Annotated in this window: 19 protein-coding genes and 1 pseudogene; 11 read left to right on the forward strand and 9 right to left on the reverse strand. The window is 70.9% G+C overall.

Annotated features, from left to right (window positions below; translation table 11 throughout):
- Positions 1 to 41: 41 nt before the first annotated feature.
- Positions 42 to 692: a biliverdin-producing heme oxygenase gene (locus tag ACZ7M2_RS02930; RefSeq protein ID WP_471593865.1), complete on the forward strand. Its 651-nt coding sequence runs from the start codon at positions 42 to 44 to the stop codon at positions 690 to 692.
- Between the two features lie 178 nt (positions 693 to 870).
- Here ACZ7M2_RS02930 and ACZ7M2_RS02935 read toward each other — a convergent pair whose 3' ends face one another.
- Positions 871 to 1,518: a PhzF family phenazine biosynthesis protein gene (locus tag ACZ7M2_RS02935; RefSeq protein WP_471593866.1), complete on the reverse strand. Its 648-nt coding sequence runs from the start codon at positions 1,516 to 1,518 to the stop codon at positions 871 to 873.
- 15 nt (positions 1,519 to 1,533) lie between these two features.
- Positions 1,534 to 1,827, reverse strand: coding sequence for an HtaA domain-containing protein (locus tag ACZ7M2_RS02940; RefSeq protein ID WP_471594507.1), 294 nt, complete (start codon positions 1,825 to 1,827; stop codon positions 1,534 to 1,536).
- Between the two features lie 18 nt (positions 1,828 to 1,845).
- Between ACZ7M2_RS02940 and ACZ7M2_RS02945 the strand changes: the two are divergent.
- The 5 genes and pseudogenes from ACZ7M2_RS02945 to ACZ7M2_RS02965 form a co-directional block, all read left to right on the forward strand.
- Positions 1,846 to 2,290: pseudogene (locus ACZ7M2_RS02945) on the forward strand (ATP-binding cassette domain-containing protein); the annotation flags it as partial.
- A gap of 190 nt (positions 2,291 to 2,480) precedes the next feature.
- Positions 2,481 to 3,629 carry an iron uptake system protein EfeO gene (gene efeO / locus ACZ7M2_RS02950; protein WP_471593867.1) on the forward strand — a complete coding sequence of 383 codons (1,149 nt, stop codon included), beginning with the start codon at positions 2,481 to 2,483 and terminating at the stop codon, positions 3,627 to 3,629.
- Positions 3,630 to 3,641: 12 nt separating this feature from the next.
- A complete protein-coding gene (gene efeB, locus ACZ7M2_RS02955; RefSeq protein WP_352045581.1) occupies positions 3,642 to 4,919 on the forward strand; it encodes an iron uptake transporter deferrochelatase/peroxidase subunit in 1,278 nt (425 codons plus the stop codon).
- Between the two features lie 3 nt (positions 4,920 to 4,922).
- On the forward strand, positions 4,923 to 5,798 hold the full coding sequence (efeU, locus tag ACZ7M2_RS02960; protein ID WP_471593868.1) for an iron uptake transporter permease EfeU: 876 nt from the start codon (positions 4,923 to 4,925) through the stop codon (positions 5,796 to 5,798).
- The gene (locus ACZ7M2_RS02965) at positions 5,755 to 6,768 is read left to right on the forward strand and encodes an SCO2278 family lipoprotein (RefSeq protein WP_471593869.1); all 1,014 of its coding nucleotides are present in this window, start codon (positions 5,755 to 5,757) and stop codon (positions 6,766 to 6,768) included. The genes efeU and ACZ7M2_RS02965 overlap by 44 nt, the downstream gene beginning before the upstream one ends.
- 57 nt (positions 6,769 to 6,825) lie before the next feature.
- Here the strand turns inward: ACZ7M2_RS02965 and ACZ7M2_RS02970 are convergent, their stop codons facing one another.
- Together ACZ7M2_RS02970 and ACZ7M2_RS02975 are read right to left on the reverse strand one after the other, a co-directional pair.
- Positions 6,826 to 7,566: a bifunctional DNA primase/polymerase gene (locus tag ACZ7M2_RS02970; protein ID WP_075026527.1), complete on the reverse strand. Its 741-nt coding sequence runs from the start codon at positions 7,564 to 7,566 to the stop codon at positions 6,826 to 6,828.
- 205 nt (positions 7,567 to 7,771) lie between these two features.
- The gene (locus ACZ7M2_RS02975) at positions 7,772 to 8,428 is read right to left on the reverse strand and encodes a TetR/AcrR family transcriptional regulator (protein WP_471593870.1); all 657 of its coding nucleotides are present in this window, start codon (positions 8,426 to 8,428) and stop codon (positions 7,772 to 7,774) included.
- Positions 8,429 to 8,771: 343 nt separating this feature from the next.
- Between ACZ7M2_RS02975 and ddaH the strand changes: the two genes are divergently transcribed.
- The gene (gene ddaH, locus ACZ7M2_RS02980; RefSeq protein ID WP_471593871.1) at positions 8,772 to 9,593 is read left to right on the forward strand and encodes a dimethylargininase; all 822 of its coding nucleotides are present in this window, start codon (positions 8,772 to 8,774) and stop codon (positions 9,591 to 9,593) included.
- A 34-nt stretch (positions 9,594 to 9,627) separates the two neighbouring features.
- Here the strand turns inward: ddaH and ACZ7M2_RS02985 are convergent, their stop codons facing one another.
- From ACZ7M2_RS02985 to ACZ7M2_RS02995, 3 genes are all read right to left on the reverse strand, one after another.
- Positions 9,628 to 10,623 carry a small ribosomal subunit Rsm22 family protein gene (locus ACZ7M2_RS02985; RefSeq protein WP_471593872.1) on the reverse strand — a complete coding sequence of 332 codons (996 nt, stop codon included), beginning with the start codon at positions 10,621 to 10,623 and terminating at the stop codon, positions 9,628 to 9,630.
- A 136-nt stretch (positions 10,624 to 10,759) separates the two neighbouring features.
- On the reverse strand, positions 10,760 to 11,869 hold the full coding sequence (locus tag ACZ7M2_RS02990; RefSeq protein ID WP_471593873.1) for a serine hydrolase domain-containing protein: 1,110 nt from the start codon (positions 11,867 to 11,869) through the stop codon (positions 10,760 to 10,762).
- Positions 11,870 to 11,886: 17 nt separating this feature from the next.
- Entirely contained in the window at positions 11,887 to 13,251 is a 1,365-nt protein-coding gene (locus tag ACZ7M2_RS02995; protein ID WP_471593874.1) for a multidrug effflux MFS transporter, read from the reverse strand.
- Between the two features lie 98 nt (positions 13,252 to 13,349).
- On the opposite strand from ACZ7M2_RS02995, the gene ACZ7M2_RS03000 reads away from it, so the two are divergent.
- A complete protein-coding gene (locus tag ACZ7M2_RS03000) occupies positions 13,350 to 14,357 on the forward strand; it encodes a Gfo/Idh/MocA family protein (RefSeq protein ID WP_471593875.1) in 1,008 nt (335 codons plus the stop codon).
- A gap of 89 nt (positions 14,358 to 14,446) precedes the next feature.
- On the forward strand, positions 14,447 to 15,232 hold the full coding sequence (locus tag ACZ7M2_RS03005; RefSeq protein ID WP_471593876.1) for an SDR family oxidoreductase: 786 nt from the start codon (positions 14,447 to 14,449) through the stop codon (positions 15,230 to 15,232).
- A gap of 284 nt (positions 15,233 to 15,516) precedes the next feature.
- Here ACZ7M2_RS03005 and ACZ7M2_RS03010 read toward each other — a convergent pair whose 3' ends face one another.
- Positions 15,517 to 16,743 carry a D-alanyl-D-alanine carboxypeptidase family protein gene (locus ACZ7M2_RS03010; RefSeq protein ID WP_471593877.1) on the reverse strand — a complete coding sequence of 409 codons (1,227 nt, stop codon included), beginning with the start codon at positions 16,741 to 16,743 and terminating at the stop codon, positions 15,517 to 15,519.
- Positions 16,744 to 17,080: 337 nt separating this feature from the next.
- Between ACZ7M2_RS03010 and ACZ7M2_RS03015 the strand changes: the two genes are divergently transcribed.
- Positions 17,081 to 18,562 carry an ABC transporter permease gene (locus tag ACZ7M2_RS03015; RefSeq protein WP_471593878.1) on the forward strand — a complete coding sequence of 494 codons (1,482 nt, stop codon included), beginning with the start codon at positions 17,081 to 17,083 and terminating at the stop codon, positions 18,560 to 18,562.
- An 88-nt stretch (positions 18,563 to 18,650) separates the two neighbouring features.
- Positions 18,651 to 19,361, forward strand: a complete 711-nt coding sequence (locus tag ACZ7M2_RS03020; RefSeq protein WP_352045592.1) for an ABC transporter ATP-binding protein — start codon at positions 18,651 to 18,653, stop codon at positions 19,359 to 19,361.
- A gap of 120 nt (positions 19,362 to 19,481) precedes the next feature.
- Here ACZ7M2_RS03020 and ACZ7M2_RS03025 read toward each other — a convergent pair whose 3' ends face one another.
- On the reverse strand, positions 19,482 to 19,808 hold the full coding sequence (locus tag ACZ7M2_RS03025; RefSeq protein WP_352045593.1) for a nuclear transport factor 2 family protein: 327 nt from the start codon (positions 19,806 to 19,808) through the stop codon (positions 19,482 to 19,484).
- Between the last annotated feature and the right edge of the window lie 31 nt (positions 19,809 to 19,839).

A 19,839-nucleotide genomic window follows, 5' to 3' on the forward strand; every position in this document is an offset into this window, starting at 1 on the left:
GGTTCTCGCTGGTTCTCGTCCTCTTCGGCACCGGAGGTCCCATGAGTACGGCGTTCTCGACGCTGATCCGCACCGCGTCGCACGAGCAGCACATGGAGGCTGAGACCTCGACGTTCATGAGCGACCTGCTCGGCGGCAGGCTCGGCATCGAGGCGTACGCGCGCTACACCGAGCAGTTGTGGTTCGTGTACGAGGCGCTGGAGGCGGACGCCGGGCGACTGGCGTCCGATCCGGTGGCCGGGCCGTTCATCCTGCGGGAGTTGCTGCGTCGCGGTGCGCTGGAGCGTGACCTCACGCATCTGCGGGGTGCGGACTGGCGGGCGACGCTCACCGCGCTGCCCGCCACCGAGGCGTACGCGGCGCGGGTCGCCGAGTGTGCGCGCGAGTGGCCCGGCGGGTACGTCGCCCACCACTACACCCGCTACCTCGGCGACCTCTCCGGCGGTCAGATCATCCGGGGCAAGGCGGAACAGACCTGGGGCTTCGCTCGGAAGGGTGACGGCGTCCGGTTCTACGTCTTCGAGGACATCGGGAATCCGGCCGCGTTCAAGCGGGGGTATCGCGAGTTGCTGGACGGGGTGCGGGCGGACGAGCTGGAGCGGCAGCGGATCGTCGCCGAGTGCAGGCGGGCGTTCGCCCTCAACACAACGGTCTTCCACGCCCTGGCCGAGGAGTTCCCCCTCACCGCCTGACCCGCCACCGACGACTTCCTTCGCCCCCGCCGCCCCTACCCGTCCCATCCTCACTTGGGGGCTCCGCCCCCAAACCCCCGGACGGGCTGAAAGATGCGCGCCGGCGCTCTCAAGGGGCGCGGGGAACTGCGCGACCAGCCCCCACCGGGCCGCAGTCGGCAACCGCACCTGGGGGCGTTCAGGCTCGGAGCAGTCGTACGCGGCCCCCCACCTCCACCCACCCACCCGGCTGCGGCGCGGTGAGGATCTGGGAGCCGGCGCCCTGGACGATGTTCAGGGCCCGGCCCAGCCGGTCGGTGAGCAGCAGCGCCGCCGCCCCCGTCGCCTCGTCCTCCACGATGCCGTCGTCCCGTCCGGGGAAGCCCCGGGCCCGCACGCGCCCGGCCGACTCGTCCTCCCAGGCCCAGGCGTACACCCACTCCCCCGGCTCCGGCACGGCCAGCGCGTCGACCTCGTCGGCGGACCCGTACTGCCGCAACGTACGCCCCGGCGCCCACTCCGCCCGCGCCTCGATCCAGCTGAACTCCCCGTCCAGCCGTACCCCCACCATCCCGGCGGGCGTGACCAGTTCGGGGATGTCGAGCAGCCACCCCACCCCGACACAGGGATGCCCGGCGAACGGCAGCCGCAGGGTCGGGGTGTAGATGTCGACGACACCGCGCTCGGGGTCGTCGACGAACACGGTCTCGCTGAACCCGAGCTTCGCGGCGAACGCCTGCCGCTCCTCCGGATCCGGCATCACGGAACCCTCGCGCACCACACCGAGCTCGTTGCCGTGTCCACCACCGGGCCCGCAGAAGACGCGCAGTACGTCGAAATCAGTCACCCGAGCATTCAAACATCACCCGTTCCACGCCGTGCGCCGCCTGCGTATGGCCAGGGTGGCCGTGACGTCGTCGAGTTCCGCCCTGAGGTCGCTGAGGGTGAGGTCGAGGCCGTAACTGCCCTTGTCCTCGGGGCCCTTGAAGTTCACGACGCCCGCGAAGGAGGCGGAGAGGGTGTCGGCGTCATAGGTGCCGGAGGCGTCCGGGAAGGTGAAGGCACCGTTGCCGGTGGCCTGGGTCACGCCGCCGGACGCGGTGATCTTCCCCTGGGCGACGCCGTCCACGACGTACGTCCAGAAGGACCGCTTCACGCCCCAGCCGAGTGTGCCGTCGACGGGGACGAGGTGCTGGCGCTGGTCGGTCCCAACGGGGCGGGAAAGTCCACGCGTGGTACGGATCCACGGTCGCCCCGCCCCGGAGTGGCCGGCGCCCGAACTCGCCCTGGGCGGGCACGAGCCGGGAGGACGACGACGTGGCCGTCGCGACCTCAGGCACCAGGAGTTGGTGCTGCGGGTGTGCCGGGCAAGGGCGCACGCCGGTGACGCGGTGGTCGTGGTGTTGCACGATCCGGGGCTCGCGGCCGCGTACGCGCACCGGGTGGCGATTCTGTGCGCCGGTCGTGTCGCCGCCGAGGGGCCGCCGGCCGAGGTTTTCGCGGGCGAGTTGCCGAGTGAGGTCTACCGCCAGCCCGTTGAAGTGTTCCCGCACCCCCGGACGGGTGCCGTCCTGGTGACTCCCGAACGGGGCGCCGTGGCCGCCGAACGAGACGCTTGACCATCACTTGACCTTCCCTTGGGGTCCAGTTTGAGCCACCGTGATCAGGCCGTGCCTGTGCGTCAACCGTGAGAGCTGAATCACCGTAGGGGTGGGTAGGACTGAGGTAAGCCTCAGGTAAGTTAGGCCAGCCTCACCATGCCAGCGGGGATCTTCCGCCTGGTTTGTCCGTCGTTCTCTTGGAGCCTGAATGCGAGCCGTCCGACTCTCAGTTGTCACCGCCGCCGCGACCGCGGCCGCTCTGGCCGCCGTCACGGGCTGCACCGAGAAGAGCGACGCCGGGTCCGGCGACGCGATTCAGGTGACCGCCGCCGACTCCAAGTGCGAGACCTCCTCGAAGTCCGTCCCGGCCGGCCAGGTCACCCTGAACATCGAGAACAAGGGCTCGAAGGCCACCGAGGTCGAGATCCTCTTCCCGGACGACCGGATCGTCTCCGAGAAGGAGAACATCGGCCCGGGCACGAAGTACACGCTGACCGCCGAGGTCAAGGCCGGTTCGTACGAGATAGCCTGCCGCCCCGGCATGAAGGGCCTCGGCGTCCGCCAGAAGCTCGCCGTGACCGGTGGCACGGTCGCCAAGCGCGACCCGCGCCTCGACAAGGCCGTCGCCGCCTACCGCGAATACGCGCAGGAGCAGGCCGACGCGACGATCCCGAAGGTGCAGACGTTCGCCGACGCCATCAAGGCCGGCGACATCGAGGCCGCCCAGCAGGCCTACGCCCCCTCCCGCTTCGGCTGGGAGAGCACCGAGCCGATCGCCGAGTCCTTCGGGGACATCGACCCCAAGACCGACACCCGCGTCAACGACCTGGAGAAGGGCCAGAAGTGGACCGGCTGGCACGCCCTGGAGAAGGCCCTCTGGCAGGACAAGAAGATCGGCGCGGAGCAGAAGACCCTCGCCGATGAGCTGGTCACCGACCTGAAGGACTGGCAGAAGCGGGTCGGCAAGGCCGAGATCACCCCGACCTCCATGGCCAACGGCGCCAAGGAACTCCTCGACGAGGTCGCCACCGGCAAGGTCACCGGCGAGGAGGACCGCTACTCGCACACCGACCTCAGCGACTTCAAGGGCAACGTCGAGGGCGCGCAGAAGTCGTACGAGCTGCTCAAGCCGGTCGCACAGCAGAACGACAAGGCGCTGACCACGGAGCTCGACAAGCAGTTCTCGGCGCTGAACACGCTGCTCGACAAGTACCGCACGGACGATCCGCAGGAGAAGGCGCAGAACGGCTTCGTGTCGTACGACAAGGTCACCAAGGAGCAGCGCAAGGAGCTCTCGGACGCGGTGAACGCGCTCGCCGAGCCGCTGTCCAAGCTCGCCGCGGTTGTTGTGAAGTAGGCGGGGCACATCATGACGAACGACACCACACAAGCAGCGGGCGGACCTTCGCCCTCCCGGCGTTCGCTGATCGGCTGGGGCGGTGCCGGGCTCGCGCTCGGGGCCGCCGCGGCCGGCGGCGCGGTGGCGATGACCCGCACCGGCAACGACGTGGACCCGGCGGGTGCCGAGACCGGCGCCGCGATCGCCTTCCACGGCGCGCACCAGGCGGGCATCGCGACGCCGGTGCAGGACCGGTTGCACTTCGCCTCGTTCGACGTGAAGACGGAGGACCGCGCCGAGTTCGTCCAGATGCTGAAGGACTGGACGGCCGCCGCGCGCCGGATGACCGCGGGGCACGCGGTCGGCGAGGGCGCGTACGGCGGACTGGCCGAGGCACCGCCGGACGACACCGGCGAGGCCCTGGGCCTCAAGCCGTCCCGGCTGACGCTGACCATCGGTTTCGGGCCCTCGCTGTTCGAGAAGTACGGCGAGAAGTTCGGGCTGGCGGGGCAGCGGCCGGAGGCCCTCGTCGACCTGCCGTCGTTCCCCGGCGACAACCTGGAGAAGACGCGCAGCGACGGCGACCTGTGCGTCCAGGCCTGCGCGGACGACCCGCAGGTCGCGGTGCACGCGATCCGCAACCTGGCCCGGATCGGCTTCGGCAAGGTCGCCATCCGCTGGTCGCAGCTCGGCTTCGGCAAGACCTCCTCGACGACTCCCGACGCCCAGACCCCCCGCAACCTCATGGGGTTCAAGGACGGCACCCGCAACATCGCGGGCACCGAGCCGGACCGCCTGAAGAAGTTCGTGTGGGTGGGCGAGGACGAGGGTCCCGCCTGGATGACCGGCGGCTCGTACCTCGTGGCGCGCCGCATCCGGATGAACATCGAGACCTGGGACCGGACCTCGCTGCAGGAGCAGGAGGACGTCTTCGGCCGGGACAAGGGCGAGGGCGCGCCGGTCGGCAAGGCCAAGGAGCGCGACGAGCCGTTCCTGAAGGCGATGAAGCCCGACGCCCACGTACGGCTCGCGCATCCCGACTCCAACGACGGGATCACCCTGCTGCGCCGCGGCTACTCCTTCACGGACGGCACGGACGGCCTCGGCAGGCTGGAGGCCGGGCTGTTCTTCCTCGCCTACCAGCGTGACGTGCGCAAGGGGTTCATCCCGGTACAGCGCAGCCTCGCGCGCTCCGACGCGCTCAACGAGTACATCCAGCACGTGAGTTCGGCGGTCTTCGCCGTCCCGCCCGGCGTCCTCGACAAGGACGACTGGTGGGGGCGCGCGCTGTTCTCCAAGGAGGCGTAGCCCGTGTTCGGCAACTATCTGATCGGCCTGCGCGAGGGACTGGAAGCCAGTCTCGTCGTCTGCATCCTCATCGCCTACCTGGTGAAGACCGACCGCAAGGACGCCCTGAAGCCCATCTGGATGGGCATCGGCGTCGCGATCGCGCTCGCGCTCGGCTTCGGCTGCGCGCTCGAATTCGGCTCCCAGGAGCTGACGTTCGAGGCGCAGGAGGCGCTCGGCGGTTCGCTGTCGATCGTCGCGGTCGGCCTGGTGACGTGGATGGTCTTCTGGATGCGGCGCACCGCCCGGCATCTGAAGTCCGAACTGCACGGCAAGCTGGACGCGGCGCTGGCGATGGGCACGGGCGCGCTGGTCGCGACCGCGTTCCTGGCCGTCGGCCGGGAGGGCCTGGAGACGGCGCTGTTCGTGTGGGCGTCCGTGCACGCGGCGAGCGACGGCACCCCGCGCCCGCTGATCGGTGTCGCCCTGGGCCTGGCCACCGCGGTCTTCCTCGGCTGGCTCTTCTACCGGGGCGCCCTGAAGATCAACCTCGCGAAGTTCTTCACCTGGACCGGCGGCATGCTGGTCGTGGTCGCGGCGGGTGTGCTCGCGTACGGCGTCCACGACCTGCAGGAGGCCGACTGGATCCCGGGGCTGCGGAATCTCGCCTTCGACATCAGTGGCACGATCCCGCCGGACAGCTGGTACGGCACGCTCCTCAAGGGCGTGTTGAACTTCCAGCCCGACCCGACGGTCCTTCAGGTCACGGTGTGGGCGCTGTACCTGGTCCCGACACTCGCGATCTTCCTCGCCCCGGTAGGGTTCGCCTCCGGGAAGGGGAAGGTGAAGGTACCTGATGAGCAGGGATCGCGCGGGTCGCAGCCCACGAAGGCTTCGTAGTCTCAACCGGTTCGCCCTGACAACGGGGGCGGTGACCGTTCTGTCCTTGACGGCGAGCGGCTGCGTGGTGGTGCACGGGGAGCGGGAGGTCGTACCGACGGCGACCCGGACCGAGGCCGCCCGTGCGCTCAAGGACTTCACCGCCGCCTACAACAAGGCGGACAAGGCGAACGACAGCTCCCTGGACGCGGATCGCGTCACCGGCGCCCTGGGTGCCATCGACGGGGCGAAGCTGACGGCCGGGCAGAAGAACAATCCGGGCGGCAACCCGTCCTATTCGCCGCTGTCGCTGAGCGACGCGAAGTTCTCGATACCGGCGAAGGCGGGCTGGCCGCGCTGGTTCGTGGCCGACGCCGAGGCCAACAAGGGTGTGGCGGGCTACCGTTGGCTGCTCGTCTTCACCCGGGGCAGCGCGAACGACGTGTGGCAGGCCTCGTACCTGACGGTCCTCGCCGCCACCGACGTACCGAAGTTCCAGCAGGACAAGGACGGTTGGGCGCAGCCCGTCACCGGGAACGACACGGCTCTGGCCGTCGCGCCGGACAGGCTGAGCCAGTCGTACACCACGTATCTGAAGAGCGGCGGCGACACCTTCGCACCGGGCCTGCACACCTCGCAGTGGCGGACCCAGCGCGCCAAGAACGCCACCAAGCCCGGTCTCGCCCGGCAGTACATCGACGAGCCGCTGGCCTCCGGCGACTACGCCCCGGTGGGGCTGCGCACCGCGGACGGCGGCGCGCTGGTCTTCTTCACCACCCGCCGCTTCGAGAAGCAGACCGCCGCGCAGGGCACCGAGATCCCGGCCCCCAGCGCGGACGTCAAGGCTCTGACGACCGGTGACATCAAGCAGTCCCTCACCCTGGAGTTCGTCTCCAACCAGGCGGTCCTGGACCCCGGGAAGAGCGCGCAGAAGCAACGGGTGGCGGTGCTGGGGCGGATCGAGGGGCTCACGGGGGCGAAGGGCGGATAGCCGGGGGCTCGGCCGGTTCCGGTGAAGCCGGTTTCCGGTGAAGCCTGTTCCGGTCGGCTAGTTGCGGTGGGGCCAGGCTGCCAGCTGGTCGTCCGACTCGTTCTCGCCCGCGTAACGGGCGCAGGCGTCCGTCAGGGCCTCGAGCAGGCTCAGGGGGTCGGGGAGGGGGTGTTCCGGGCCCCGTACCCAGTCGACCGTCAGGCCGCCGGGGAGCTGGGCCGGCGGCACCAGGACGTACGAGCCTCGGCAGTGCCAGCGCAGACCGGGGTGCTCGTCCGTCGTCTCGGGGTGCGAGTCCAGCTCGCACGGCCACCACTCGTCCTCGTCCTCGGGCGTACCGCGGGTGAGCGTGAAGAAGAACATGCGGCCGTCGCCGCTCTGTGCGACGGGCCCCACCTCCACACCGGAGGCGAGCAGCCGCTCCAGCGCCTCGCGGCCCGCGTCGACGGGCACGTCGAGGACGTCGTGCACCATGCCGGTCGCGGTGATGAAGTTGGCCTGCGGCTGGTGCCTGACCCACCGCTCGATCTGGGCGCGGTCGGTCGTGGACTGGGTCTGCCAGGCGAAGGAGACGGGGTGGCGCGCGGGGGTGGGGCAGCCGACGCGGTCACAGGAACAGCGGTAGCCGGAGGGGTACGCGGCCTGCGCGAGCGGCAGCCCCGCGGCGGCGGCGGCGATCAGCAGGGCCTCGCGCCCGCCGTCGGCAGCGATCTCCGTCGCACCCTTCGGACGGCGACCACGCAGCCACTGGGAGATCCTGCCCTGCGCGCCGGAGCGGCGGCCGAACTCTGCGCTCATCAATCCCCTCGCCAAGCAGTTGTGCCGACAGCGGTCGTGTCGCGGCGTCCACGTCCCTCACGTTCACGACAGTCACGTTCACGTCGTTCACGCTCACGTTCACGTCAGTCCATCGTGCCGACGAACGCCTTCAACAACCTCTATGGTCCCACTCTCCCGCGCCCCGAATGGACAGAGCCCCCCATCCGGGGCGCTTTGGCATGATTCATCCCCGTGGAGTGAGGCCGTACAGCGCGTAGTCGACGAGGGTGTCCGTATACGCGTACGAGATGGGGCCGGTGTGCTGGAGCCAGCGCTGCGCGAGCGGGGAGACGAAGAGTTCCAGGGCGATGCGGGGGTCGATGTCGGGCCGCACGTCGCCCTTGGCCTGGGCGGACCGCAGCCGCTTCACGTAGAGCTGGAGCTGGGGTTCGAGGAGCTTGCTCACGAACTCGACGCCGAGCGCCTCGTTCACGAGTCCCTCCGCGGCCAGGGCGCGCGAGGGGATCTCGAACTTGGGGTTCTGGAGTTCGTCGACGGTCGCGCGCAGGACCAGCTTGAGGTCGGCCGCGAGGTCACCGGTGTCCGGGATGGCGTACTCCGCGCGTTCCCCCAGCACCTCCGGCCGGTCCGCCGCCTCCGCCGCCTGGGCGCTCAGATCGATGAACGCCTCCAGCAGGACGTCCGCCTTCGACGCCCACCACCGATAGATCGTCTGCTTGCCGACGCCCGCGCGGGCGGCGATGCCCTCGATGGTGGTCTTGGGGTAGCCGACCTCTCCGACGAGGGCAAGGGCGGCGTCGAAGATCGCGCGCCGGGACTTCTCGCTGCGGCGGGTGGAGTCGGGGGTGGATTTGGCGGAGGGGCGGGGCGTGTGGGCCATGGGGCGAATTTAACAGGCTGACAAGACGGGGCGTCTCGCGACCGGGCTGACGGCCGGTGGGGGCTGGTCGCGCAGTTCCCCGCGCCCCTCAAGAGCGCTGGCGCACATCTTTCAGCCCGTCCGGCGTTTGAGGACGAGGCCGTTCAGGCCGATAGGGGGTCTGCGGGCGCAGCCCCCAGTGGGGTCGAAGGGGCGAAGCCCCTGGGGGATGGGACGGGTAGGAGCGACGGGGGGCGAGAACCGTCGTGGCCCTGCGAAGTCCACCCGTTCGCCAAGGGGCCGACGGGCCCCGCGGACCGCACCATGGGCATCACCTGCCCCTGCGGTACGTGAGGAGCCCTCCTTGCAGCCTCCCCGCCGCGCCACACCCCGGCGCTATCTGATGTGCCCACCCGCACACTTCGACGTCACCTACGCCATCAACCCGTGGATGAACCCCGCCAAGCCGGTCGACGTGCCGCTCGCCGTCGCCCAGTGGGAGGACCTGCGCAGCCGTTACCGCGCGCTCGGCCACACGGTCGAGGAACTCACCCCGCGCCCCGGCCTGCCGGACATGGTCTTCGCCGCGAACGGGGCGACGGTCGTCGACGGCCGAGTACTGGGCGCCCGGTTCGCGCACCGCGAGCGCGAACCGGAGTCGGCGGCCCACCTGGAGTGGTTCCGCGCGCACGGCTTCCCGGACGTCCACGAGCCGGTCCACGTCAACGAGGGCGAGGGCGACTTCGCGGTCACCGCCTCCTACGTACTCGCCGGCCGGGGCTTTCGCGCGAGCCCCCTCTCACACGGCGAGGCCCAGGAGTTCTTCGCGCGACCGGTGATCGGGCTCGACCTGGTCGACCCCCGCTACTACCACCTCGACACCGCCCTCGCCGTCCTCGACGACACCACGGACGAGGTCATGTACCACCCGCCCGCCTTCTCCCCCGGTAGCCGGGAGGTGCTGCGGCGGCTGTTCCCCGACGCGCTGATCGCCGGTGCCGAGGATGCCGCCGTGTTCGGCCTCAACGCGGTCTCGGACGGCCTGCACGTGCTGCTGCCGCAGGCCGCGACGGGGCTCCTCGGTCCGCTGCGGGAACGTGGCTTCGAGCCCGTCGGCATCGACCTGAGCGAGCTCCTCAAGGGCGGCGGCAGCGTGAAGTGCTGCACACAGGAGCTGAGGTGCTGAGGAGCCGCGCTGTTGAGGTGCTGAGCCCTGGCTGTCAGTCCTCGGCGGGCGGCGGTGGCCAGGCGTCGCCCCAGTCCGCGTCGCGGGCCGCCCGGTACAGCGACCCGTGACGCTTGGTCACCGTCTCGCGGTGCAGGGCCTCGTCGGGGCCGCACAGGTCCAGGAGTACCTGGCCCTTGCGGATCTGCGGCTTGCGTACGACGCGGGAGGGGGCCGGGGCCGGCGGGAAGCGGGTGGCGGCGACGTAGCTGAACTTCTCGTCCTCGTAGGGCAGGGAGCCGCCCTTGACCTGACGGTGCAGGGAGGAACGCGCGACCCGGGCGGAGAAGTGGCACCAGTCCTCGCCGGGGACGATCGGGCAGGCCGCGCTGTGCGGGCAGGGGGCGGCGACGTGGAACCCGGCGGTGATCAGACGGCTGCGCGCCTCGATGACACGCGCGTAGCCGTCGGGCGTACCGGGCTCGATGATCACGACGGCCTGAGCGGCGGTCGCGGCGGCGGTCACGACGGAGGCGCGGTCGGCGTCGGTGAGCTCGCCGAGGACGTAGGAGACGGTGACGAGATCAGTGCTCTCGATGGTGAGCGCCGATCCGATACGAGAGCGGTGCCATTCGGCGGACTTCAGCTCCGGGTTCGCCGCGGCGATCTCGCGGCCCAGCGCGAGGGCGGGCTCGGCCCAGTCGAGCACGGTCACGGGGCGGGTGCCCGCCCAGGTCGCGTTCACCGCCCAGGTCGCGGCGCCCGTGCCGCCGCCGACGTCCACGTGGCTCGCCGGCGTCCACTGCCCGACCGCGTCCGCGAACGCCTCCAGCGCCGATCGCACCGCCTCGAAGGTCGCCGGCATGCGGTAGGCGGCGTACGCGACCACGTCGGAGCGGTCGCGGAGGACCGGGGTGTGGGTGGGGGTCGTTCCCCGGTAGTTCGCGATCAGCCGGTCGACCGCCTGTGTGGCCGCCTTCGGCGGGAGGCCGTCGAGGAGTCCGGCGAGGGCGGTACGCAGGGTCTCGGCGGGATGTACGGGGACGTTCACCCGCCGATTCTACGGTCGCCGCCAGGAGGTCCTCGCCCCCGCCGCCCCTACCCGTCCCGTCCCCAGGGGCTCCGCCCCTCCGGCCCCGCCAAGATGCGCGCAGTGCCCCTTCACCGCAGTGAACACAACCCCCGGCTCACGCGCCCCGTACCGCCCTCGCGAGCCGCGTCGCCGCCTCTGCCCGGGGCGCGCTGTCCGGCGGCCGGCGGCGGGGATGCACCGTGTTCGCGAGGAGCACCAGGAACGTGTCCGTCGCGGGGTCCAGTACAAGGGACGTACCGGTGAAACCGGTGTGCCCCGCGGCGCCCCGCCCGGCGAGCGCACCCATGAACCAGGGCTGGTCGACGGCGAAGCCGAGGCCCGGCGGGGTGAGCATCAGCTCGACGAAGTCGGGGCCGAGGATGCGGGCGGGGCCGTAGGAACCGCCCGCGAGGAGGGTCCGGCAGAAGATCGCCAGGTCGTGGGCCGTGGAGAAGAGGCCCGCGTGCCCGGCCACCCCACCGAGCGCCCACGCGTTCTCGTCGTGCACGACCCCCCGCAGCATCCCCCGGTCCGCCTTGCCCCACGGCCGCCGCTGGTCCTCGGTCGCCGCCGCCCCCGCGCACGGCCCGAAGGACGTGGCGGTCATCCCGAGCGGCCGGGTGATCCCGTCGCGGACGAGGACGTCGAGCGTGCGGCCGGTGACGCGTTCCAGGACGTGTTGGAGGAGGAGCAGGTTCAGGTCGGAGTACACGTACTCGCCCGGCGGGGACGAAGGGGCCTCGGCCCGCAGCAGGGCGAGGCGCGCCGCGTCGTCCGGGCAGTCGTACAGCGGGAGTTCGGGGCGCAGCCCGGAGGTGTGCGTGAGCAGCTGTCGTACGGTGATGTCGTGGGCGGAGGCCGCGCGGAACTCCGGCAGATACGCCCCCACCCGCGCGTCGATCCCCAGCGTGCCCCGCTCCAGCTGCTGCACCGCGGCGACCGCCGTGAACAGCTTGGTGAGGGAGGCCAGGTCGAAGGGGGTGTGGACGGTCATCGGCCGCCGGTCCCCGGGCGGTAGTTCGACCCCGATGTCGGTCTTCTCGTCGTACGAGGAGTAGCGCACGGCCCAGCCCGCCGCTTCCTCGACGGCGATGACGGGGCCACGGCCGGCGACCAGCACGACGCCCGCCGTCCAGGGGCGCGGCCCACGGGTGAGGGTGCGGACGTCCCGTACGAGGTGGCGCAGTTCCGTCGGGTCGAGTCCGGCCCGTTCCGGGGTGTCCACGCGCAGTCTCGGTGCGCTCAGCTGCCCGCCGCCTTTCCGTCCACGGTGTGTCCCGTCCGCCAGGGACGGCACAGTCCCACGAAGAAGGCGATGGCCACCAGTACCGCCGCCAGTTGGACGACGGCCATCGGGACCGCGGTGTGCTCCCCGGCGATGCCGACGAGCGGGGAGGCGATCGCGCCGATGAGGAAGGAGGAGGTGCCGAGCAGCGCGGACGCGGAACCGGCCGCGTGCCGTACCCGCATCAGGGCCAGCGCCTGGGTGTTGGGCATGGCGAGGCCCATGGCGGACATGAGGACGAAGAGAGCCGCGGCCACCGGGACGAGGCCTGCCTTGCCGAAGACGCCGGTGGCGAGCAGGAGCAGCGCCGTCGCGGCGAGGGCGATGAGGGCGAGGCCGACCGCGAGGACCTTGTCGAGGCTCACCCGGCCGACGAGGACCTTGCCGTTGATCTGGCCGACGACCACCAGGCCGACGGAGTTGATCCCGAAGAGCAGGCTGAAGGTCTGCGGGGACGCGCCGTAGATCTCCTGGATCACAAAAGGAGAGGCACTTATGTAGGCGAACAGTGCCGCGAAGGCGAAGCCGCCCGCCAGCGTGTAGCCGGTGAAGACGCGGTCGGCGAGCAGTCCGCGCATGGCGTGCAGCGCCTCACCGACGCCGCCGCCGTGGCGCTGCGCGGGCGCGAGGGTCTCGGGGAGCCTCGTCCAGACGAGCGCGGTGAGTGCGATGCCGACCGCCGTGAGGAGGACGAACACGCCCCGCCAGTCGGTGGTACGCAGGATCTGGCCGCCGATGAGGGGCGCGACGACGGGGGCGACGCCGGAGATCAGCATGAGGGTGGAGAAGAAGCGGGCCATGGCCATGCCGTCGTACAGGTCGCGGACGACGGCTCGCGCGATCACGATGCCGGCCGCGCCCGCGAGGCCCTGGGCGAGGCGGAAGGCGACGAGGAGTTCGACGTTCGGGGCGAGGGCGCACAGGGCGGTGGCGAGGACGTAGACGACGAGGCCGACGAGGAGCGGGCGTCTGCGGCCCCACTTGTCGCTCATCGGTCCGACGACGAGCTGGCCGAGCGCCATCCCGGCGAGGCAGGCGGTCAGCGTGAGCTGGACGGTGGCGGCGGGGGCGTGCAGTGCGCGGGTGACCTCCGGCAGGGCCGGGAGGTACATGTCCATCGACAGCGGGGGCGTGGCGGTGAGTCCGCCGAGGATCAGGGTGACGAGGAGTCCGGTGCGACGGAGGGCACCGGGGTCCGGCGCTTCGGGCGCCTGCGGTGCGTCGGCCACCGCCGGCGCGTCGGCCACCACCGTGTTCGGTATGTGCCCCTGCGGGGCTTCCGGGCCCTTCGGGTCCCGCCTGGTGTGCCCGCGCTCGGGCATGAGCCCCTCCCTCTTCGAGTAATCCGCCACCTATGCTCTCAGTTCGAACGGAGTGTTCGGGGTCACAGAACTTCAAGTGGCAGAGCGAAAGGCCGGGAATGACGGGCGTGGGCGAGCGGGTGCGGTGGGGGATTCTGGCGACCGGCGGGATCGCGGCGGCCTTCACGGCGGATCTGGTGGACATGCCGGACGCCGAGGTCGTGGCCGTGGCCTCGCGGACGGATGCCTCGGCGAAGGCGTTCGCCGAGCGGTTCGGGATTTCGAGGGCGTACGGGGACTGGGCCTCGCTCGCGGCGGACGAGGACGTCGACGTCGTGTACGTCGCCACTCCGCACTCGGCGCACCGGGCCGCCGCCGGGATGTGTCTGGAGGCGGGGCGCCATGTGCTGTGCGAGAAGGCGCTCACGCTGAACGTGCGCGAGGCGGAGGAACTGGTCGCGCTCGCCAAGGAGCACGACCGCTTCCTGATGGAGGCCATGTGGATGTACTGCAATCCGCTGGTCCGGCGGCTCAAGGGCCTCGTCGACGACGGTGTGATCGGTGAAGTCCGCACGATTCAGGCCGACTTCGGGATCAACGGCCCGTTCCCGCCGTCGCACCGGCTGCGGGACCCCGCGCAGGGCGGTGGCGCGCTGCTCGATCTCGGCGTCTATCCGGTGTCGTTCGCGCAGTTGTTGCTGGGGGAGCCCTCGGGCATCACCGCGAGAGCGGTGCTCTCCGACGAGGGCGTCGATCTCCAGACCGGAGCACTGCTCACCTGGGAGAGCGGCGCTCTCGCTTCGGTGCACTGCTCCGTCAACGGCGGCACCCCTGTCTCGGCCTCCGTCACCGGTTCCCAGGGGCGCATCGACATCCCGGGCGGTTTCTTCTTCCCGGACCGGCTCGTGCTGCACCGCGACGGCCGCGACCCCGAGGAGTTCACGGCCGACCCGGCGCACGGCCCGCGCACCAGCCTCAAGCACGAGGCCGCCGAGGTGATGCGCGCCCTGCGGGCCGGCGAGAGGGAGTCACGGCTCGTCCCCCTGGACGGCAGCCTCGCCGTGATGCGCACGCTCGACACGATCCGCGCCCAGATCGGCGTCCGCTACCCCGGAGAGACCGACTAGGACGGTCCCACCAGAACGTTCCGACCAGGACGGTCACGACCAGGTCGCCGACACCGCACGGCAGCTCCTCCCGATTACGCTGCGGGCCCATGAATGCCCTCAACGACTCGAACGCCCTGCCCGCCTCGCAGGCGAAGATCGCGGTGGTGACCGGCGCGGGCTCCGGCATCGGCCGTGCGGTGGCCGTCGAACTGCTGCGCACCGGCTGGTCGGTGGCGCTCGCCGGACGCAAGCCGCAGACGCTGGAGGAGACGGCCGCCCTCGCCCCCGAGGCGCCCTCCCTCGTCGTATGCACCGACGTCTCGCGCCCCGACGACGTGACGGCCCTGTTCGACGCGGCGCGCGAGCGCTTCGGGCGGCTGGACCTGCTCTTCAACAACGCGGGGACGTTCGGGCCCGGCGGCGTCCCGGTCGAGGAACTGCCGTACGAGGCATGGCTGCACGTCGTGAACACGAACCTCAACGGCGCGTTCCTGTGCGCGCAGGCCGCGTACCGGCAGATGAAGGAGCAGGACCCGCAGGGCGGCCGGATCATCAACAACGGCTCGATCTCGGCGCACACGCCCCGCCCGCTGTCGGTGGCGTACACGGCGACCAAGCACGCGCTGACGGGGCTGACCAAGTCACTGTCCCTGGACGGGCGTCCGCACCGGATCGCCTGCGGCCAGATCGACATCGGCAACGCGGCGACCGACATGACCGAGCGCATGCGGACGGGAGCGTTGCAGGCGAACGGGGAAACGGCGGTCGAGCCGGTGATGGACGTGGCGGACGTGGCACGCACGGTGCGGCACATGGCCGAGCTGCCGCTGGAGGCGAATGTGCAGTTCGCGACGGTACTGGCCACCGCGATGCCGTATGTCGGGCGCGGCTGACGGACCCCGGACAGCTCGACGGCTCGTCAACGGCTCAACCTACACAAACGGAAGCTGAACGTCCGTACCGTTCGGGCCGGTGGCGGGCTTATGCTCGTGGCTTCTCCACCAGAGCTTCACACTTGGAGTGGAGGACTTCGGTACGACCACGGTCCACACCGAGGGGGGTGGTGGCAGCCGTTCCGCGGCCCGGGTGGGGGCGGACCTCGCGCGGGACCGCGAGGTGAGCTCCGGGCCTCGGAACGGCTGTCCCAACAACGGCCGACCCCCAGCGGCCACCGCGGTCAGCCCTGGTGACGTCCCTGACCGTCCTGGCGGTCCTGACCTTCCTGGCGTCCCCCCGGAGCCTCGTCCCCCGCCACACGCCGCCGCCTGCGCCACGCGTACGCCCCGCCCGCGAGCAGCGCGACCACTCCCCCGGCTCCGCCGACCAGCCCCCACGACGACGAGCCGCCGTCGCCCGCGGCCGCCGCGGGAGCTCCGGCCGCCGCCTTGCCCGCCTTCCGGGTGGGAGCCGCGGAGGCGCCGCCCTCGCTGAGCGGATCGACGAGGGCGCCCACGGACCGGGCCTTCGCGCCCTCCTTGAACCCCCAGTCGAGCAGCGCGGCCGTCTCCTCGTAGACGCCGCTGCCGCCGCTCTTGGGGTGCATCACGGTGACGAGAAGGGTCCGCCCGCCACGGGTCGCGGCGCCGGTGAAGGTGTTGCCGGCGTTGCTGGTGTAGCCGTTCTTCACGCCGATGAGTCCGTCGTACGTCGGCACACCCCACGCGCCCGTCAGCAGGCGGTCGGTGTTCTGGATCTGGAAGGTCTTCTTGCCGCCCGCCGGGAAGTTCGCGGTCTTCGTGTGGCAGTAGGCGCGGAAGTCGGCGTCGGCGAGGCCGTGGCGGGCGAAGAGCGTCAGGTCGTAGGCGGACGACACCTGCCCCTTGTGGTCGAAGCCGTCGGGGCTGACCACATGGGTGTCCAGGGCCTGCAGGTCCTGGGCCTTGGCCTGCATCTGGGCGACCGTCCTGGCGAGGCCGCCGTTCATGTGGCTGAGGACATGCACCGCGTCGTTGCCGGAGCGCAGGAAGACGCCGAGCCACAACTGCTCGACCGTGTAGGTGATGCCGGGCTTGACGCCGACCATGCTGGAGCCCGAGGGGATGTCGGCGAGGTCGGCGTCGGTCACCCGGTGTCGCTCGGTCCGCTCGAAGTTCTTCAGCACGGTGTCCGCGAAGAGCATCTTCAGCGTGGAGGCGGGCGCCAGGTGCGTGTGCGCGTCGTACGAGGCCAGCACCTCGCCGCTCTGGTGGTCGGCCACGAGCCAGGAGCGGGCGGTGAGCCGCTTGGGCAGTCCCGTGGCGCCGCTCACCTGGACGCCGGCGCGGGCGAGCCGCTCACCGCCGATCACGGGCGTGGCGGCCGACGCCGGGGAGGCCGCGGCCAGCGGGACGGCCGCGGCGAGGCCGAGGGCGGCACGGCGGGACAGCCGAGCGTCACGCGGGGGGACAGGAGAGGAATCGCGCATCCCGGGACCGTACAAAAGAAGTTCGCGCATCTGTACGCCGGGGTCTCGAAGTCGCCACGCGTCGGGGTCTCAAAGAAAGGCCACAGCGCACCCGAAGGCGGCGCGAAGGAACACCCCCGCCCCTACGTCCGGCCGACTCCTGCCCTCAGCACCCCACCCAACAGGGGTTTCCTGGCAATAGCCCCTCCGGACCTTAGGAATCAGCTGTCTTACGGAATATTGATTCCGGACCCTACTTTCTCAGCTCTCACACATCTCTTACTCAGCCCCGCTCAAAGGTTTCTCCATAGCTTGTGGCCGCGCCCACAGCGGGCGCCAAGAACCTTTGGGGAACGGGATGTTTGGCATCTATCTCAAGCGTGAGCTGAGCCGGCGCAAGAAGGCGGCCCTGGTGATCGCCATGGGTCTGGCGCTCGGTATCGCGCTGGTCATCACCGTCAACTCGGTGTCGGCCGGTATGCAGCAGGCACAGGACAAGGTCCTGAAGTCGCTGTACGGGCTCGGCACCGACATGACGGTGACCAAGGCCCAGGCGGCGCCTTCGAGCAACTCGTCCGGCAGACCGAAGTTCGACTTCAACGCCAAGTCGAGCAGCTCCACCAAGCAGAGCTCGGACCGCGTGATGACGCAGGGCGGACAGTCCCTGGCCTCCTCCCTGGTCACCAAGGTCTCCGCGCAGAAGGGCGTGGCGAGCGCGGTGGGCGCGCTGAGCCTGAACGTCACCAAGGTCGATGGCTCCTTCACCCAGGGCACCGCGAAGTCCACGACGTCCTCGGGGTCCGGCGGCTCCTCCCAGCAGGGCGGCCCCGGCGGCGGCCAGGGCAGCGGCAGCACGGGAGCGCCCCAGGTGCAGGGCGGCGGCGCCTCCTTCGACGTGAACTCCTACTCCGTCGCGGGCGTCGACGTCACCAACCAGGACCTCGGCCCGCTCGCCACCTCGAAGATCACCTCGGGCAAGACCTTCACGTCGGCGCAGACCGACGCGAAGGTCGCGGTGGTCAGCAAGTCGTACGCCAAGGAGAACAAGTACACGGTCGGCAAGACCTTCAAGATCTCCGGCACCAAGTACACGGTCATCGGGATCGCGACGCCGGACAGCAGTGAGTCGACGACCGACGTCTACCTGCCGCTGAAGCAGGCGCAGACGCTGGGCGACGCGAAGAACAAGGTCACCACGATCTACGTCAAGGCGACCGACTCCAAGCAGATCACCACGGTCAAGACGACCATCCAGAAGAACATCTCGGGTACGACGGTCACCACCTCCGCCGACCTCGCCTCCACCGTCTCCGGCTCCCTGTCGACCGCCTCGAACCTGGCGACCAGCGTCGGCAAGTGGCTGTCCATCGCGGTGCTCGTGGCCGCGTTCCTGGTGGCGGCGCTGCTGACCTCCTCCGCCGTGTCCCGCCGGGTGCGTGAGTTCGGCACCCTCAAGGCACTCGGCTGGCCCTCCCGCAAGGTCACCCGGCAGGTCGTCGGCGAGTCCATCGTGAACGGTCTGATCGGCGGCGCGCTCGGCATCGCCATCGGCCTCGGCGCGGCGTACGCGGTGACGGCGATCAGCCCGAAGCTGACCGCGGAGCTCGGCAACACCGGTGGTGGCGGCGGTGGCGGCATGGGCGGCGGCCCCGGCGGCGGCGGTCCCGGGCAGCAGGCGGTCAAGAACACCATGGAGATCGCGCTCTCCGCGCCGGTCTCGGTGACCACCATCGCCCTCGCCGCGGGCCTGGCCATCGCGGGCGGTCTGATCGCCGGTGCGATGGGCGGCTGGCGCGCCTCGCGGATGCGTCCGGCGGACGCGCTGCGCAGCGTCTCGTAGCCCCTGCAGGCGATCCCCTTCCCTCTCGCCCCCTCTCCTCATCCCCTCCTCTCCCACTTCAACGCCTGCTTCATCTTCGGAGAACCTCATGTACAAGCTCACCGGCGTCACCAAGCGCTACACGCGGGGCAAGGACACGGTGGAGGCGCTGCGTGGCATCGACCTCACCATCGAGGACGGCGACCAGCTCGTCATCCAGGGCCCCACGGGCGGCGGCAAGTCCACCCTGCTCCAGATGATCGGCGGCCTGGACCGTCCCTCCGCCGGCAGCGTCGAGCTGGACGGTGTCGACCTCGCCTCCATCAGCGAGGCCAAGCTGACCCGGCTGCGCGCCGAGAAGATCGGCATCATCTTCCAGTCGTTCAACCTCATCCCGACGCTGACCGCGCAGGAGAACGTCGAGACCGCGCTCGTACCGCTCGGGGTGAAGCCCGCGGAGCGGCGCGAGCGGGCCGCCGAGGCGCTGCGTTCGGTCGGTCTCGGCGAGCGGCTGACGCATGCGCCGTCCGAGCTGTCGGGCGGTCAGCAGCAGCGTGTCGCCATCGCCCGCGCGCTGGTCAAGAAGCCGAAGGTGCTCCTCGCCGACGAGCCGACCGGAAACCTCGACGAGGGCACCCGCGACGACATCATGGGCCTGCTGGAAGGGCTGTGGCACGAGTACGGGCTGACCTTCATCATGGTCACCCACGACTCGTCGATCGCCCGCCGGGCGCCGCGCCTCGCGACCATCAAGGCCGGGCAGATCACCCTGACCGAGCAGGGGGGCCGACGCCCGCTGTCCCAGCAGTACGCCCAGTAGTAGGCGCGTCCCGGGGCCGCTCACCGTCCCAGCACGCGGTCGGCCTCGGCCGACCGCGCGGCGGTGAGCGGCCCTCGCACGTTCGCGCCGCCGCTGGCGAAAGACCCCGGGACGGTCGGGCTACGCCTGGCCGGTCTCGAAGCGGATGATCCTGCCGCCGTCGTCGACGACGAAGCTCCACCTCGTCTTCATCTCGCCCCAAGTGTCGTTGCTGTAGCGGGCGATGAGGGCACGGCCGCCCTTCGACTCGTTGTCGACCTCCATGTGGCCGCGGGAGGAGAAGATCTCCCGATCGGTCCAGTCGGCGAGGTCGCGGTCGGCACCGTCGTCGGACATGGTCGCGCCGGGTGCGAGGAGGGCCTGGAAGGCGTCACGGTCATGGGCGTTCACAGCGGTGACGAAGGCCCGGACGGCCGGGTCGCTGAGTTTCGCTACCTGAATCGTCATGGGAGTCACCCTCACACCGGTCCCGGGCGCC

It is taken from the genome of Streptomyces sp. NPDC111507 (assembly GCF_055638955.1).

What these genes read in the sequence shown, in the direction of transcription:
- ACZ7M2_RS02930 (WP_471593865.1), top strand. Translation starts at nt 42, where the DNA reads ATGAGTACGGCGTTCTCGACGCTGATCCGCACCGCGTCGCACGAGCAG.
- efeO (WP_471593867.1), top strand. Translation starts at nt 2,481, where the DNA reads ATGCGAGCCGTCCGACTCTCAGTTGTCACCGCCGCCGCGACCGCGGCC.
- efeB (WP_352045581.1), top strand. Translation starts at nt 3,642, where the DNA reads ATGACGAACGACACCACACAAGCAGCGGGCGGACCTTCGCCCTCCCGG.
- ACZ7M2_RS02965 (WP_471593869.1), top strand. Translation starts at nt 5,755, where the DNA reads ATGAGCAGGGATCGCGCGGGTCGCAGCCCACGAAGGCTTCGTAGTCTC.
- ACZ7M2_RS02970 (WP_075026527.1), bottom strand. Translation starts at nt 7,566, where the DNA reads ATGAGCGCAGAGTTCGGCCGCCGCTCCGGCGCGCAGGGCAGGATCTCC.
- ACZ7M2_RS02975 (WP_471593870.1), bottom strand. Translation starts at nt 8,428, where the DNA reads ATGGCCCACACGCCCCGCCCCTCCGCCAAATCCACCCCCGACTCCACC.
- ACZ7M2_RS02995 (WP_471593874.1), bottom strand. Translation starts at nt 13,251, where the DNA reads ATGCCCGAGCGCGGGCACACCAGGCGGGACCCGAAGGGCCCGGAAGCC.
- ACZ7M2_RS03000 (WP_471593875.1), top strand. Translation starts at nt 13,350, where the DNA reads ATGACGGGCGTGGGCGAGCGGGTGCGGTGGGGGATTCTGGCGACCGGC.
- ACZ7M2_RS03005 (WP_471593876.1), top strand. Translation starts at nt 14,447, where the DNA reads ATGAATGCCCTCAACGACTCGAACGCCCTGCCCGCCTCGCAGGCGAAG.
- ACZ7M2_RS03010 (WP_471593877.1), bottom strand. Translation starts at nt 16,743, where the DNA reads ATGCGCGATTCCTCTCCTGTCCCCCCGCGTGACGCTCGGCTGTCCCGC.
- ACZ7M2_RS03015 (WP_471593878.1), top strand. Translation starts at nt 17,081, where the DNA reads ATGTTTGGCATCTATCTCAAGCGTGAGCTGAGCCGGCGCAAGAAGGCG.
- ACZ7M2_RS03020 (WP_352045592.1), top strand. Translation starts at nt 18,651, where the DNA reads ATGTACAAGCTCACCGGCGTCACCAAGCGCTACACGCGGGGCAAGGAC.
- ACZ7M2_RS03025 (WP_352045593.1), bottom strand. Translation starts at nt 19,808, where the DNA reads ATGACGATTCAGGTAGCGAAACTCAGCGACCCGGCCGTCCGGGCCTTC.